The 12,756-nt window shown below is 56.0% G+C and carries 12 protein-coding genes; 4 read left to right on the top strand and 8 right to left on the bottom strand.

The annotated features are described in order from the left end of the window. From BEQ56_01550 to BEQ56_01525, 6 genes are all read right to left on the bottom strand, one after another. Positions 1–1,230 (bottom strand): hypothetical protein, encoded by a 1,230-nt coding sequence (locus BEQ56_01550; protein ID AOH42281.1) that lies wholly within the window; start codon positions 1,228–1,230, stop codon positions 1–3. 75 nt (positions 1,231–1,305) lie between these two features. Further along, on the bottom strand, positions 1,306–2,550 hold the full coding sequence (locus tag BEQ56_01545) for a hypothetical protein (protein ID AOH42280.1): 1,245 nt from the start codon (positions 2,548–2,550) through the stop codon (positions 1,306–1,308). A gap of 42 nt (positions 2,551–2,592) precedes the next feature. Then, positions 2,593–3,834, bottom strand: a complete 1,242-nt coding sequence (locus tag BEQ56_01540) for a hypothetical protein (GenBank protein AOH42279.1) — start codon at positions 3,832–3,834, stop codon at positions 2,593–2,595. 32 nt (positions 3,835–3,866) lie between these two features. Continuing rightward, a complete protein-coding gene (locus BEQ56_01535; GenBank protein ID AOH42278.1) occupies positions 3,867–4,787 on the bottom strand; it encodes a hypothetical protein in 921 nt (306 codons plus the stop codon). 90 nt (positions 4,788–4,877) lie between these two features. Next, entirely contained in the window at positions 4,878–6,671 is a 1,794-nt protein-coding gene (locus BEQ56_01530) for a hypothetical protein (protein ID AOH42277.1), read from the bottom strand. Positions 6,672–6,698: 27 nt separating this feature from the next. After that, positions 6,699–8,150, bottom strand: a complete 1,452-nt coding sequence (locus BEQ56_01525) for a hypothetical protein (protein AOH42276.1) — start codon at positions 8,148–8,150, stop codon at positions 6,699–6,701. 307 nt (positions 8,151–8,457) lie between these two features. On the opposite strand from BEQ56_01525, the gene BEQ56_01520 reads away from it, so the two are divergent. Both BEQ56_01520 and BEQ56_01515 read left to right on the top strand, forming a co-directional pair. Then, on the top strand, positions 8,458–9,354 hold the full coding sequence (locus tag BEQ56_01520) for a hypothetical protein (GenBank protein AOH42275.1): 897 nt from the start codon (positions 8,458–8,460) through the stop codon (positions 9,352–9,354). Between the two features lie 81 nt (positions 9,355–9,435). Next, positions 9,436–9,714 carry a hypothetical protein gene (locus tag BEQ56_01515; protein AOH42274.1) on the top strand — a complete coding sequence of 93 codons (279 nt, stop codon included), beginning with the start codon at positions 9,436–9,438 and terminating at the stop codon, positions 9,712–9,714. A gap of 121 nt (positions 9,715–9,835) precedes the next feature. Here the strand turns inward: BEQ56_01515 and BEQ56_01510 are convergent, their stop codons facing one another. Together BEQ56_01510 and BEQ56_01505 are read right to left on the bottom strand one after the other, a co-directional pair. After that, the gene (locus BEQ56_01510) at positions 9,836–11,182 is read right to left on the bottom strand and encodes an alpha-amylase (GenBank protein AOH42273.1); all 1,347 of its coding nucleotides are present in this window, start codon (positions 11,180–11,182) and stop codon (positions 9,836–9,838) included. 104 nt (positions 11,183–11,286) lie between these two features. Next, positions 11,287–11,883: a hypothetical protein gene (locus BEQ56_01505; GenBank protein AOH42272.1), complete on the bottom strand. Its 597-nt coding sequence runs from the start codon at positions 11,881–11,883 to the stop codon at positions 11,287–11,289. Between the two features lie 144 nt (positions 11,884–12,027). On the opposite strand from BEQ56_01505, the gene BEQ56_01500 reads away from it, so the two are divergent. After that, positions 12,028–12,255 (top strand): hypothetical protein, encoded by a 228-nt coding sequence (locus BEQ56_01500; GenBank protein ID AOH42271.1) that lies wholly within the window; start codon positions 12,028–12,030, stop codon positions 12,253–12,255. Positions 12,256–12,259: 4 nt separating this feature from the next. Continuing rightward, the gene (locus tag BEQ56_01495) at positions 12,260–12,754 is read left to right on the top strand and encodes a tRNA (adenosine(37)-N6)-threonylcarbamoyltransferase complex ATPase subunit type 1 TsaE (GenBank protein AOH42270.1); all 495 of its coding nucleotides are present in this window, start codon (positions 12,260–12,262) and stop codon (positions 12,752–12,754) included. Positions 12,755–12,756 lie beyond the last annotated feature (2 nt).

The raw sequence follows: 12,756 nt of genomic DNA, 5'->3' as shown, positions 1-12,756 counted from the left end.
TCACTCCGTCCTGAGCGCGATGACCGGCTGGAGCGCCGCGGCCCGGCCCGCCGGATAAACCCCGAAAAATATACCAATCATAATCGAAAAACCGCATGCGCTCAGGATCATCATCGGATTGATCACCGGGTCGATCGGATAGCCCATCGAGCTCGCGATAAACCCAATCAGATACGCCAACGCGATACCGAATAAAATACCCAAAATACCGCCGACGAGCGAGAGCACCGCCGATTCGATCAGGAACTGCATGCGAATGTTGCCGCTGTTCGCGCCGATCGCTTTTCGAAGCCCGATTTCTTTCGTCCGTTCCGTAACGGTCACGAGCATAATATTCATAATTCCGATTCCGCCAACGACGAGCGAAATCCCGGAAACCGCGCTCATGAAGAGGACGAAAACCGTGAAAACCTGATTGAACGTTTCAAGATACGTTCCGATATTCATGATCGAAAAATCGTCGGCGCCATTCGCTTCGATCCCGTGCTGCTCGCGCAGGACATCCTTGATTTCCTTTTCAGCCGCTGTAATCGAAATCAGGTTCGTCCTGACCTTGACGCCGATCGTCTGCCGCTTTCCCCGCTGCGCGGGAAGGAGCCGGTTTTCCATCGTCCCCATCGGAACGAGAACGGCGCGGTTCAGCGACCCGCCCATACCGCTGTTCTTTGGATTCAAGACGCCCACGACCGTATACACCTGATTATTAATCCGGATAGATCGCCCAATCGCCGCCTCCGTTTCGTCGCTGAAGAAGCGCTTTCGAATATCGCTCCCAATGACCGCGACGAACGCGCCGCTTGCGGACTCTTTTTCGGAAAAGCCGCGGCCGGCGGCGAACGAAGCGCCCTGAGTCTCGAAGTAACCGGCGTCGACGCCGGTCACGGGCGATGCGCTCGAAATATCTTCGCGGGAGACCGTCGCGTTTCCGAGCTGAAGCGTCGACGAAACCGCGGCGACGAAGGGGACCTTCCTGATCGCTTCAACGTCGCTCGCTGATAATTGTTTCTGGTTGCGGACATTTTGCGTCACGCTTCCCGAAAAGATTTCAAGCTTATCCGAGCCCAGCGCTTCGAATTCCGACGTCATACTTTTCTGAACGCCGAAACCCACCGAAGACATCGCGATTACCGCGCCGATTCCAATAAAGATCCCCAGCATCGTCAGCCCGGAACGCATCCGATTCGCGCGCAGGCTCCGCAGGGATTCCCGTATAGACGCGAGTAAATTCATAAGTTCTTTCCTTTCAAGCGTTCCAGATGATCCTTCTCCAGGCTAACGGCGAAGAAGCGGAACGCCGGTATTTTTTTATTCCGATCGAAGCGCGGTGACCGGCTGAAGCTCCGCGGCACGGTTCGCCGGATAAAATCCGAAAAACAGCCCGAACATCGCCGAAAACAGCAGCGCTCCGAACAGGATCGGCGCGCTGATCACCACCGAAAAATCATCAAAACCCTGTCCCGACGAGCGCAGCAGGACCGCAAGAATTTCCGACGTCAGGACACCGAAGAAAATCCCGACAAATCCGCCGAAAAGAGATAAGATCGCAGATTCAAAAAGAAACTGCGTCAGGATATCGGCTTTCTTCGCCCCGATCGCTTTCCGAAGCCCGATTTCGCGGGTCCGTTCCGAGACAACGACGAGCATGATATTCATGATCCCGATCCCGCCGACAAGGAGCGAAATCGCCGCAACGCCGCCGAGAAAGATCACGAACGACTTTGAAATCCGATCGGTCGATTCGATATATTCCTGCGCCTGCTGGATCGTAAAATCGTCTGAATCGGTCTCGGAAAGCGAATGCCGTTCGCGAAGGAGCGCGGTAATCACGGTCGTCGCCTCAGCCGCGGTCGTTTTCTCCGGATCGATAAACGCGATCATCGAGGCGATATTGATCCGTCGGTCCGGGCTTAACCGAAGCGTCATCGCCGTATACGGGACCGACGCCATGATCATATTCCCATAAGAAATCGTCGTACTCGAATTCTTTAGAACACCGATAATTTCAAAATTCAGATCCCGAATCTTGATTTTCTTCCCGATAACCGTTTCAGGTGTATCGTTCGGAAAAAGACGCATGACCGCGTTTTCGTCGGGCAGAACAACCATGGCGGCGCCTTCGACTTCAGATTTCGTAAAATTCCGCCCGGAAGCGAGCTTCAGCGTTTCGTTTCGATAATATGCCTCGCTATACCCGGACAGGTTCGCCGTCGCGCTGGTGCCCCCTTCGCCGACGACCGGATAGCTGTTGCCGATTTCAGGGCTGCAGTCTTTTATAATCGGCAGCGAGCAGATCGCGTCGTAATCGCCCTTCGTCAACCGGGCGAACGCGCTCATTCCTTCGCTCGAATAATATCCTTCGTAGATATAAATCTCGTCGGTTCCCAGATCTGAAAGCTGGCTGTTTAATGCACGGCGAACGCCTAACCCAATTCCAGTCATCATAATAACTGAACTGACGCCAATCAGAATCCCCAAAATCGTTAACAACGAACGGCCCTTATTCGCCCGTAAGTTTCTTAACGCTTCCAAGAGTAAAAACTTTATATTCATCCAATACTTTCCCTTTTCTGTTCCATCCTGCGTTCCACCGGGTTATTCCGAACGCAGCGCCAGAACCGGTTCCATCTTTGCCGCTCTCCGCGCCGGCGCGAAACCGAATACCACTCCAAAGGTCCCGGCAAACAGGACGGTCAGCCCGACCACCCCGACATCCACCTGAGCACGGATCATTTCAAACCCGTTCCCCAGCGAACGGAATACCGCTTCGAGGCAGAACGACGCTCCCAGCCCCAGCGCGATTCCAATCAGCCCGCCCACCATCGACAGCACGGCGGCCTCAAAAAGGAACTGCGTCAGGATATCGAAGTTCGTCCCGCCGACGGCTTTTCGCAGCCCGATTTCCCGGGTCCGCTCGGTAACCGTAACCAGCATGATATTCATGATCCCGATCCCGGCGACAAGAAGCGAAATTCCCGCGGCCCCGGAGAGGAAGATCACGAACGTCTTCGTCACCGTTTCAATCATGCCAAGCATCTCAGTTGACGTCGTGATCATGAAATCGGATCGCTCGCTCCCGGTAATCTGATGACGCCGGCGGAGCAGGGTCTCAATTTCGTCCATCGCCTCGCCGATCGGCTTAGCGGATAAATCGACAAACGCCATCATCCTGGCATAATGGTTCCGGTCTGCGTCGAGGTGCCGGAGCTGCATCGCGGTATACGGAACGGACGCGAAACTGAACTGCGCCGTAACCGCCTGACCGAAGCCGCGTTCGGCATACTCGCCGATAATTTCGTACGAAACGTTATCGATCAGGATTTTTTCGCCGATCGCCCCGTTCGAAACGCCGGGGAAGAGCCGTTCCGCGACCGGCTGCCAGGTGACGATAACCGGCGACGCGTCAAGGATCTCTTCCTTTGTATAGCCGCGTCCATGAACGAGCTCGTTCCCGGCCAGATCGATACCGGACTCGCTGTACCCGTAGAGAATGAGGCTGACCGAGCGGTCCCCGGCGCCGCCCGCGACCTTAATCGCTTCAACGACCGGCGTACAGTCGATAACATAAGGCAAGCCGCAGATTTCGTTCAGATCGCCGCGGGAAATCAGGGAATATCCGTCTTCGCTGCCGACGAAATTCCCCGCCCGGATCATGACCACGTTCGCGCCGAGAGACGACGTTTCCATGTCGATATACGCCTGGACGCCGAGCCCAACGGAAATAATCGTAATAACCGAGCTGATCCCGATAACGATTCCGATCAACGTCAAAAATGAACGGCCCTTATTCGACCGAAGGGTCTGAAAAGCCTCGGATATCAGGCGCCGCAATCCCATCTCGCCTTGTCCCGGATCGTTTCCCGGCCTCCCTACTTCGCTTCCTTTTCCGCCGCGCCGTTTCCGAACGCCTCGGCGATCGCCTCCGCGGCGGACGCGTTTCCCGCGTGAACGTCTTCTTCAGACTCAGCGATCCCGTTCGCCGTGTTAAATTCGGCCTTTGCGCGGGCTTTTTCCGCGATCATTTCGCGAACAGCCGCCCGTTCTTCCTCGGTCGCCTGACTATAATCGATCTGGCGCCAGGACTGAAGGATTTCCTGCTCCTCCTGCGACCCGAGCATCCCGTCAAACACGGAAATCACGCGCGGGACAACCGCGCCGATCTTGGGATCATGCGTCACCATCAGGACCGTCTTCCCGTTTTCCTTATTCAGCCGGATCAGCAGCTGCATGATTTCTTTTCCGGATTTCGAATCAAGGTTTCCGGTCGGTTCGTCCGCCATGATAATCTCCGGATCGTTGACGAGCGCGCGCGCGATCGCGACGCGCTGCTGCTGACCGCCGGAAAGCTCCTTCGGCTTATGCTTCGAGCGCTTCGCGAGGCCAACCTGTTCAAGCGCTTCGAGGGCGCGGTCGCGCGCTCTCGATTTATTTTTCGAGTACAGCAGCGGCAGCATGACGTTTTCCAACGCCGAAATCCGCGGCAGCAGGTTGAAGCTCTGGAAAACGAAACCGATTTTACGGTTGCGGATTTCCGCGAGGCGGTTATCGCTGATTTCGGAAACTTCCGTTCCGTCGAGAAGATAGCTCCCCGACGTCGGTCGATCCAAACAGCCCAGAATATTCATCAACGTCGACTTTCCCGATCCGGAAGGACCCATGATTGCGGCGAATTCGCCGTAGTTGATATCAATCGAAATATCGTGAAGCGCCCGTACCTCAACGTCCCCCAACGCATAATATTTGCAGAGGTGTTCGGTATGAATTACGTTTTGGTCTTTTCGTTCTGTCATTCAAATCTCTTTTCTTCCTGTCGGGCCCCAACCACCGGGACCCGTATCCATAATCGCTGATCGCGCCGGAAACCGCGCGGCGCGCCTGATTCAGTTCGCCGGCGAATCCGCCGGAGCTTCCGCCTCCGCGCCTGGCTCGGCCGTCATCGGGGCTTCCGCTTCCGCGCCCGGGCCGGCCGACATCGGGCCTTCCGCCCCCGCAGCCATATCCTCCGGAGCCATATTTTCCGGAACGGCGTCCTGCGGCATGACCGCGCCGTTCATCTCCGCCGGAGCTCCGCCTCCGGGGATCATATCCCCGCTCGCGACAAATCCAGCGCTCATCGGTATCTCCGGCGCGCCTTGATCCGAGGCAAAACCGGGGAGCGGCCATCCGAACAGGCTCGGGACAGCCGGCCCGCCGAATCCGGGGATCAGCCCGCTGATATAATCGCGGCGAACGATCGTCCCTTCGGAAATACCGCCGCTCTGCGAAGAGATCTCGGTTTCTTTTCCGTTCGAATATCCGACGGTAACGACAACGTCGGTGAACAAGCCGTCGGCGTCCTGAACCGCGACAACCGACTCGCCATTCATGTTCATTCCAACCGCAGTAGCCGGGACGGTCAGCACGTCGTTATATTCTTCCGTAATAATTTTCAAGTCGGCGACCATCCCGGGCTTCAGCTCCGGACTGACGCCGTCAAGCTTGACCGTTACGGAATACTTAACCACATTATTCGTAACCGTTCCAACGGTCGAAAAATTCGAAATCGTTCCGGTAAACGTTTCAAAAGGTACCGCGTCAAACGTCAGTTCGACTTTTTGCCCGAGCTGAATCGCGTTGATTTTGTTCTCATGCACATCGACGTCGACGTAATAACTCGAAAGATCGTCCATCCGGATCGCCAGCGTTTCGTTGACGATCCCGGCGGCGTTCGCCTGAATAACGTCAAGCGGGGCCGCCTTGACCTCGGTAATAACCCCTGTAATCGGGGCGATAATCTGCGCGGTTTTCATCGTCGCCGCGGCTGCGTTGATCTCCGCTTCGAGCGATCGGATCTGGTCCGCGGTCGGACCGTTCATGATTTTCTCATAATCACGGACCGCGTCTTCGTATTCAGCCTCGCGGAGCTTAAGCGTCGCCTCGGCTTTTTTCAGTTCGAGCGGGTCGGCTTCGCCGTTGTACCAGTTGTACTTCGCTTCGGCGCTCGCGACCCCCGACTTCGCCCCATCGACCATCGACGCCGCCATCTGCCGATCGAAATCGTCAACCGGCCGGTCTTTCAGCTCCTCGAAGGAAGCGAGCGCTTCCTGATACTGAGTCTGAGCGTTGAGGTAATCCTGATAATAAGTATTGAGCTCAGTCGTATTCTTCCGGGCCAGCCTGAGCGCATGAATTGCGTCCTGCGCAGTGTCGATTGCTTTTTTAGCCGTGATCATCTTGTTATACGCAGTCGCCAACGCCAGGTCGGTCGTGATCAGGTTATCAAGTTCTTTCTCTTTCTTTTCTTTCGTAACCGCCGCTTCGTTGATCGTCGAACTGATCGTGCCTTCGTCGAGTTCGGCTAAAACCTGGCCCTTCTCGACTTTGTCGCCGAGAGCGACGTCAACCGACCCGACCGTTCCCGCCGCTTTCCAGTACAGCGAAACGCTCTGTTTCGAGCGCAGCGTCCCGGTCAGATCATCGATCGCCTCCGATAAATCACCGCGCTCAACGACCGCCGTCTGAACCGGCGCGTTCGCGATCGCTTCCCGCGCGGCCTGATATTCGCGAAGCATCGCGCTGTACGTCGTCCAGATCAGAACAACCAACGCCGCCAGGATCAGCAGCAAAATAAGGATAACGATCATCGACCGCTTCGATTTCTTTTTCGGATTTCCTTGAATTGAATTTGCCATCATGTTTAATGCGTTTCCTTTATCCAGATTTTACGGTTCGCTCAATCCAGCGGGAAGAACGTCCGGAACAACCAGCCGATCTCCGCTTTGAATCGAGGTCCCCAATAACTCAACCCGCCCGGCCATGAATTCGCCTGTCTCGACGTCGATCCGGCGCGGCTCATCGTTAACTAACTTTTCTACGTACGTTCCTTTTTCGTCGGTCCGAAGCGCTTCGATCGGAATCGACAGCACGCCTTCCCGGTTATTCAGGTGGATCAGCGCCGCCCCGGTCATCGACGGGTAAACGTTCCCAACCGACTCGCCGCCGGCCGGCTTCGCGATCCGAATCAGGACGGAATACGTCGGGACGCTGTCCGCCGCCGCTTTCGCCGTCGCGTCGATCGCGGCGATCGACCCAGTCAGGCTGACGCCCGGATTCGCGTCCAGAACAATATCAGTTTCCATCCCAACCTTCAGCTTATCCAGATCAAATTCAGAAGCGTTAATCCGAAAGTAAAGCGTATTCAAATCGTCAATCTTCGCCAGAATATCGTTCGCCTGAACGTAGGTTCCCGCTTCACAGTTCATTTCGGAGATCGTCCCGCTGATCGCCGCCGTCGGCGACCGGCGGTCCGCGACCGTCGTCGCTTTATCCGCTTCTTTCAACTTCGCGGTCAGCTCGTTTGAGTTATACGACAGGTCGCCAAAATCTTCATACGCACGAACCGCCGCGTCGTAAGCCGCCTGCGCCGTTAAGACGGCGGCGCGCGCCTGCGCCTTTGCGGCTTCGCCGACGCCGTCGCGGTAATAGACGTAAACGTTATTCGCCTGGAAAAAAGCGTTCATCGCTTTTTGAAGCGCGTCTTTCTTTTGATAACGTTCCGGGTCCGTTTCAGCGCGGAGCTTAACACCCTCAAAATCAGCCTGCGCGATTTCGTACGCGTCGCGCGCGGCGATCATCGCCTTTTCAGCGCTCTTCAGGTCCGAAGCGCTCGCGACCGGATAATTCAGCCCTTCCAGGAACTTTTTCGCGTCCGCCAGCGCTTTTTCCTTGTCGATCATCTCCTGATAGGCCTTGACCTTGGCGGCGGCGCTGATCAGCATCCTGTCAATCGCGGTATCGGCGGTGATCTTCGTCGCCTCCGCCTCAAAAACCGTCGGAGAAAGCGAGTCGTTTTCCAGCCGCGCCAGGATATCGCCCCGTTCAACCGCGTCCCCGGACGCCGCGCCGCAGCTTTCAATTACGCCGTTGACCTTCCATTTCACCGTTTCCGATTTCGCCGACTCGACGTACCCGACGAGACTGAGCGACTGCGGAAAGTCGGTTATCTCCGCTTCAACCGTCCGATACGGACCGTGCCCCGCCGGCAGCGCAAACGACTGATCCGCGCTGCTGCAGCCGCTCATCGCCAGCACGCCAAAAAATCCCAACAGGAAAATCGTCCGTAAGCTCTTTTTTTTCATTCGTTTCCCGTTCATCCATTGCTTCATACGTTTCATAATCGCTTTTTGTTTCCTCTTGGACGGATCCGCCCGTACGTTCCGTCCGAATTCCTCTTTATCTACGCAGCTCTGCCAGAATCGTTGCAGCCGACAGTCAATCAGCCTATAAATTCGGCTTTTTTTATCGCACCCGTATATATTTGCCACTATTATACGTTATTTCGCGTTTCCGACTCAGGGCCCGTTTAGAAAATTATTCTAAAGAATCTGTTAAAATCGAGAAAACCGGTTTGGCGAAACCGGGGATTAAGATGGTAAGATTAGCTTAACCTTTCGTCGAGCGACTTCAGATGGAGCCAGGAAAATGAAGCTTTTTTCATTTAAAAAAATCGATCGGCCGGAACTGAAAGAATCGGTCGGGGACTACACGCTGATCCTGATCGGTTCGTTTATCCAGGCGCTGGGCATGGTTTACTTTCTGATCCCGGCACGGCTGATCAGCGGCGGGATTTCCGGCCTGGCGCAGGTTATTAATCATTACACGGCGCTCCCGATTGGGACGATGACGCTGATCGGGAATATCCCGCTGTTTATTCTGGGCTGGCGTTATTTAGGCGGACGGAAATTTGCGCTGCGAACCGTTTTCGCGGTCGCCTTGTTTTCGCTGTTTACCGATCTCCTGACGGAGACGATCGGCCCGGTCGCCCTGACGCATGACCTGCTCCTGAATTCGCTCTTCGGCGCGTCGATTCTCGGGGTCGGCTTCGGGCTCGTTTATCGCGGATCGGGAACCAGCGGCGGAACCGATATTGTCGGACGGATCCTGAACCAGCGCCTGGGCGTTCCGCTTACGCAGTCCTACCTCGTCGTCGACTCGATTTCCGTGATCCTCGGCGGGATCGCGTTTGGCTGGGATTTAGCGCTGTACGGGATCATCGCGATTTACGTCTCCGGCGAGGCGGCCGAAATGATCACGGTCGGATCGGCTGTCTTCCGCTCAGTCATCGTCATCAGCGAAGAAGCGGACGCAATCGCGGAAACAGTGATGACGCGGATGAGTCATGGCGTAACTTTTTTAGACGGAACCGGGGCTTACTCGGGTCAGAAAAAGAAGATCGTTTACGTCGTAATCGGCCGATCCGAAGTCAACCTGCTCAAGCGGATCATTCATAAAGCCGATCCAAACGCGTTTATGGTCGTCGGTCACGCGGCCGAAGTCCTGGGGGAAGGGTTCCAGCCTTATAAAACGCTGCCGGAGTAACCGGCGCGTTTTTTTATACATGAATGCGCGCGCCGCGCGGTCGGAAAGGTTCGTTTTCATAACTTATCAGGAGGGGTTTCCATGAAGTTCAATCGAGATGGTCAATCACTGGTTTACTTTGATTATGATTTAGGCGGAAAATTAGCCGAAGCGACGTTTCCAAAGGACGAGAATGGCGTCTGGGTCCTGGATCATACATTTGTCGACCCGTCGCTGCGCGGGAAAGGCGTCGGGGACAGGTTGATGGAGGCTGTCGTCGACGCGGCGCGGGAAGAAGGCGCAAAAATCAAACCGACCTGCTCCTTCGCGGCCGCCTGGTTCGAGAAGAACAGGGAAAAGGTCGGGGACGTAATCGCATAGCCTCAGCGCCGTATTATCAGGAAGCGTCGCCCCTTTTACAAGTGAAAATGGTCCCCGAATGACCGGCGTGGTCTTAATAACGCGCTGCGTCGTCCGGAGACCGTTTTTCTTGCGCTTTTTCTTACGATCCGGCTCTGCTCCTGATCCAGATCTGACCATCGTTCCCTCCAAGGTCCAGCGGCAGCCGCCCGTCCGAAGCTTCCCGGATTTCGCCAGTCAGCGCTTCGATAAAACGGCCGGACGCCGCGACTTCGACGCGCGCCGGCTGATCGTCGTTGTTGACCGCGATCAGCGCCGTCTCGTCCCCGTTGGCGCGCGAAAAAGCGTACTGCCGGTTCGTCAGCAGCAGTTCCGTATACGCCCCGTCCCGCAGGGCCGGCGTACTGCGCCTGATACTTCCCAGCGCCTGGATCAGCGCCATGGAGCCGCTCGCCTTCGCCGCGGCCGACGCTTCCGAAAGGTCCAGCGCGGGACGCAGGCTTTCGTCGGAAAACCGTTCCTTCCGCCCTTCGATCCCGAACTCCGATCCGTAATAAATTGAAGGAATTCCGGGAAGAGAATATAAGAGAAGATGGACCGGTTTAAAATTTTTCTTATCGGCGAGCCTCGTATAAATCCGCTCGACGTCATGATTATCGACAAAGTTATATAGACGATACGCCGTTTCGCCAAGCCGCTGGATCAGCGATCGGACCGTATGCGCGATCTCAAAATAGTTGCGGTCGTTATGACCGGAATACAACGCTTTATACAGCTGATAGTTGGTTACGGAATGCAGCGTGGTTCCGTTTACCCATTCGCCGTAGTTCCCATGGATGACCTCGCCCATAAGCCAGAAATCCGGTTTCACCGCGTCGGACAGCCGCCGAAGCTCGCGCATGAAGCCAAAATCGAGCACGTCGGCAGCGTCCAGCCGAATCCCGTCGACATCGAACGCCTCAACCCAGAACCGGACCGCGTCCAGCAGGTAAGACCGAACCTGCGGATTGCGGTGATTCAGTTTGGGTAACGCGTCGTCCCCGCCCCAATTCTCACAGGAAAACCCGTCGCCAAATCCGTTATTCCCGTTGAAATCGACGCCGCCGTACCAGTCCCGGTACGGCGAGTTCTCCCGGTTCGCCAGGATATCGCGGAAGGCGAAGAATTCGCGCCCGGTATGATTGAAGACGCCGTCGAAGACGACGCGCACCCGCTGCGAATGACATTCCGCCACAAACGCTTTCAGGTCCTCGTTCGTCCCCAGCCGCGAATCCAGCTTCCGGTAATCCGTCGTCTCGTATCCATGCCCGACCGATTCAAAAAGCGGTCCGATATACAGCGCGCTGCAGCCAAGCGTACGCAGATGCGCGATCCATGGGACCAGCGTATTCAGCCGGCGCCCTGCCGCCGAACCGTCGTTCCGGGCCGGCGCGCCGGTCAGCCCCAACGGATAAATATGGTAAAAAATCGCCTCGTCGTACCATGCCATCTTTCGTGTCTCCTTTCGATCCTGCTTAAAAAATAAAAGACTTTCAGGTAAAGCGTTCGCTCTCAAACGCTTCGGTTCAGGTTTCCTCTGAAAAAAGCCTCTCTTTACGAAAAAATTCCGTGCATGAACAATTTAACCAGCGCTTCCGCATCGGTATTTTCCAACGCGCCTTTTCCCCGGATCCATAAGCCGATCTGCGCGTTGACCAGCGCCAGAAAGTACCGGCCGCAGGCGCGCTCCCTCCCGCGCAAATTGCCATGCGCCTCAGAAATATCAAGGAAGGTTTTTTCGATCTCGTCGTATTGGAACTGACGATACGGTTCGGAAAGACGCGCCGCGTCGGACGTCGGCGGGGCGAAGGTCAACGCCAGCGACATCTGATAAAACGTCGAACGCTGCTTTGCGAAATCGAAGTACGCGCGCGCGATCGCCCGTAAAACGGGAAACACGTCCTCAAAATAATTCGCCTGGTTCGGTCGATATACGCGCGCTTCGGTAAGCCTTTGGTTCAGGAGTTCATAATTCGTCTTCAGCAGCTCGTTAAACAGGCCTTCTTTGCTGCCGAAAAAATAGTAGAGCGTCGGCCTGGTAATCCCGGCGAGATCGACGATCTCGCTGATCCCGACCGACGCATACCCCTTCGCAGAAAAGAGCTCCAGCGCGCAATTCAGAATCGTTTCGCGACTGTTCGTATTTTTCATATCGCGATTATATACCGAACGGTACGTAAAAGCTGGCGAACCCAGCCAAAACCATGATAAGAATCTGGATTTTCCCTCAAAATCGCGCTGATTTCCCCGCCGCTCCGCGCTTCGGGGACGAAAAACTGCGGTATGATAATAGTCATGGAACCGGAAATCTACGAAATCGGCGACAGCGTAACCTTAAAGAAAGCGCACCCTTGCGGATCGGCGGACTGGGTCGTCGTCCGCTTAGGCGCGGATATCGGGCTGGAATGCCGCGGATGCGGGAGGCGCGTCCTGCTGACGCGCCGCGAGCTCGGACGGCGGACGAAAAAGCTCGTCCGGAAATCCGACCAGCCGCAATCCGCCGACGCAGCGGGAGATCGTTAGCCGAATGCCGATTCTTGACCCGTTCAGTCTTGAACTTTTCAGCCGCAACCCCGACCAGACGCGCCGGTTCGGAATGCGTTTTGGCGCGCTGATCGAGCCGGGGGACGTCGTCTGCTTTCATGGCGGTCTCGGCGCGGGAAAAACGACGTTTATTCAGGGAATCGCGCAGGGATGGGGAAGTCTCGACCCGGTCAGCAGTCCGACTTTCGTCCTGATCAACGAATACCGCCGCGCGGACGGGAACCTTCTCTTTCATATGGACGCTTATCGGATCGGGAGCGTTTACGAAGCGGAGGATTTAGATCTCGAACGCCTCTGGACGGGAGGCGCGCTGCTGGTGGAATGGTCCGAGCGGATCGAGGCCGTTCTCCCCGCTGACCGGCTCCTGATCGACATGAAAACCATTTCCGAAGAAACGAGGCGGATAACGTTCGTTCCTTCCGGCGAAAAATATCGAAAAACGGTCGACCTTTTCCGAAAACGATCGTTCGGAGTTTAGCG

Source organism: Anaerolineaceae bacterium oral taxon 439 (assembly GCA_001717545.1).
Lineage (GTDB): Bacteria > Chloroflexota > Anaerolineae > Anaerolineales > Anaerolineaceae > Flexilinea.
The sequence above is the reverse complement of the archived record's forward strand: the minus strand, read 5'-3'. Positions and strand labels throughout refer to the sequence as shown.

Excerpts from the sequence above, each read along its gene's own strand:
- BEQ56_01510 (AOH42273.1), bottom strand. The coding sequence starts at position 11,182 with ATGGCATGGTACGACGAGGCGATTTTTTACCATATTTATCCGTTGGGG.
- BEQ56_01535 (AOH42278.1), bottom strand. The coding sequence starts at position 4,787 with ATGACAGAACGAAAAGACCAAAACGTAATTCATACCGAACACCTCTGC.
- BEQ56_01495 (AOH42270.1), top strand. The coding sequence starts at position 12,260 with ATGCCGATTCTTGACCCGTTCAGTCTTGAACTTTTCAGCCGCAACCCC.
- BEQ56_01520 (AOH42275.1), top strand. The coding sequence starts at position 8,458 with ATGAAGCTTTTTTCATTTAAAAAAATCGATCGGCCGGAACTGAAAGAA.
- BEQ56_01540 (AOH42279.1), bottom strand. The coding sequence starts at position 3,834 with ATGGGATTGCGGCGCCTGATATCCGAGGCTTTTCAGACCCTTCGGTCG.
- BEQ56_01500 (AOH42271.1), top strand. The coding sequence starts at position 12,028 with ATGGAACCGGAAATCTACGAAATCGGCGACAGCGTAACCTTAAAGAAA.
- BEQ56_01530 (AOH42277.1), bottom strand. The coding sequence starts at position 6,671 with ATGATGGCAAATTCAATTCAAGGAAATCCGAAAAAGAAATCGAAGCGG.
- BEQ56_01525 (AOH42276.1), bottom strand. The coding sequence starts at position 8,150 with ATGAAACGTATGAAGCAATGGATGAACGGGAAACGAATGAAAAAAAAG.
- BEQ56_01515 (AOH42274.1), top strand. The coding sequence starts at position 9,436 with ATGAAGTTCAATCGAGATGGTCAATCACTGGTTTACTTTGATTATGAT.
- BEQ56_01550 (AOH42281.1), bottom strand. The coding sequence starts at position 1,230 with ATGAATTTACTCGCGTCTATACGGGAATCCCTGCGGAGCCTGCGCGCG.
- BEQ56_01505 (AOH42272.1), bottom strand. The coding sequence starts at position 11,883 with ATGAAAAATACGAACAGTCGCGAAACGATTCTGAATTGCGCGCTGGAG.
- BEQ56_01545 (AOH42280.1), bottom strand. The coding sequence starts at position 2,550 with ATGAATATAAAGTTTTTACTCTTGGAAGCGTTAAGAAACTTACGGGCG.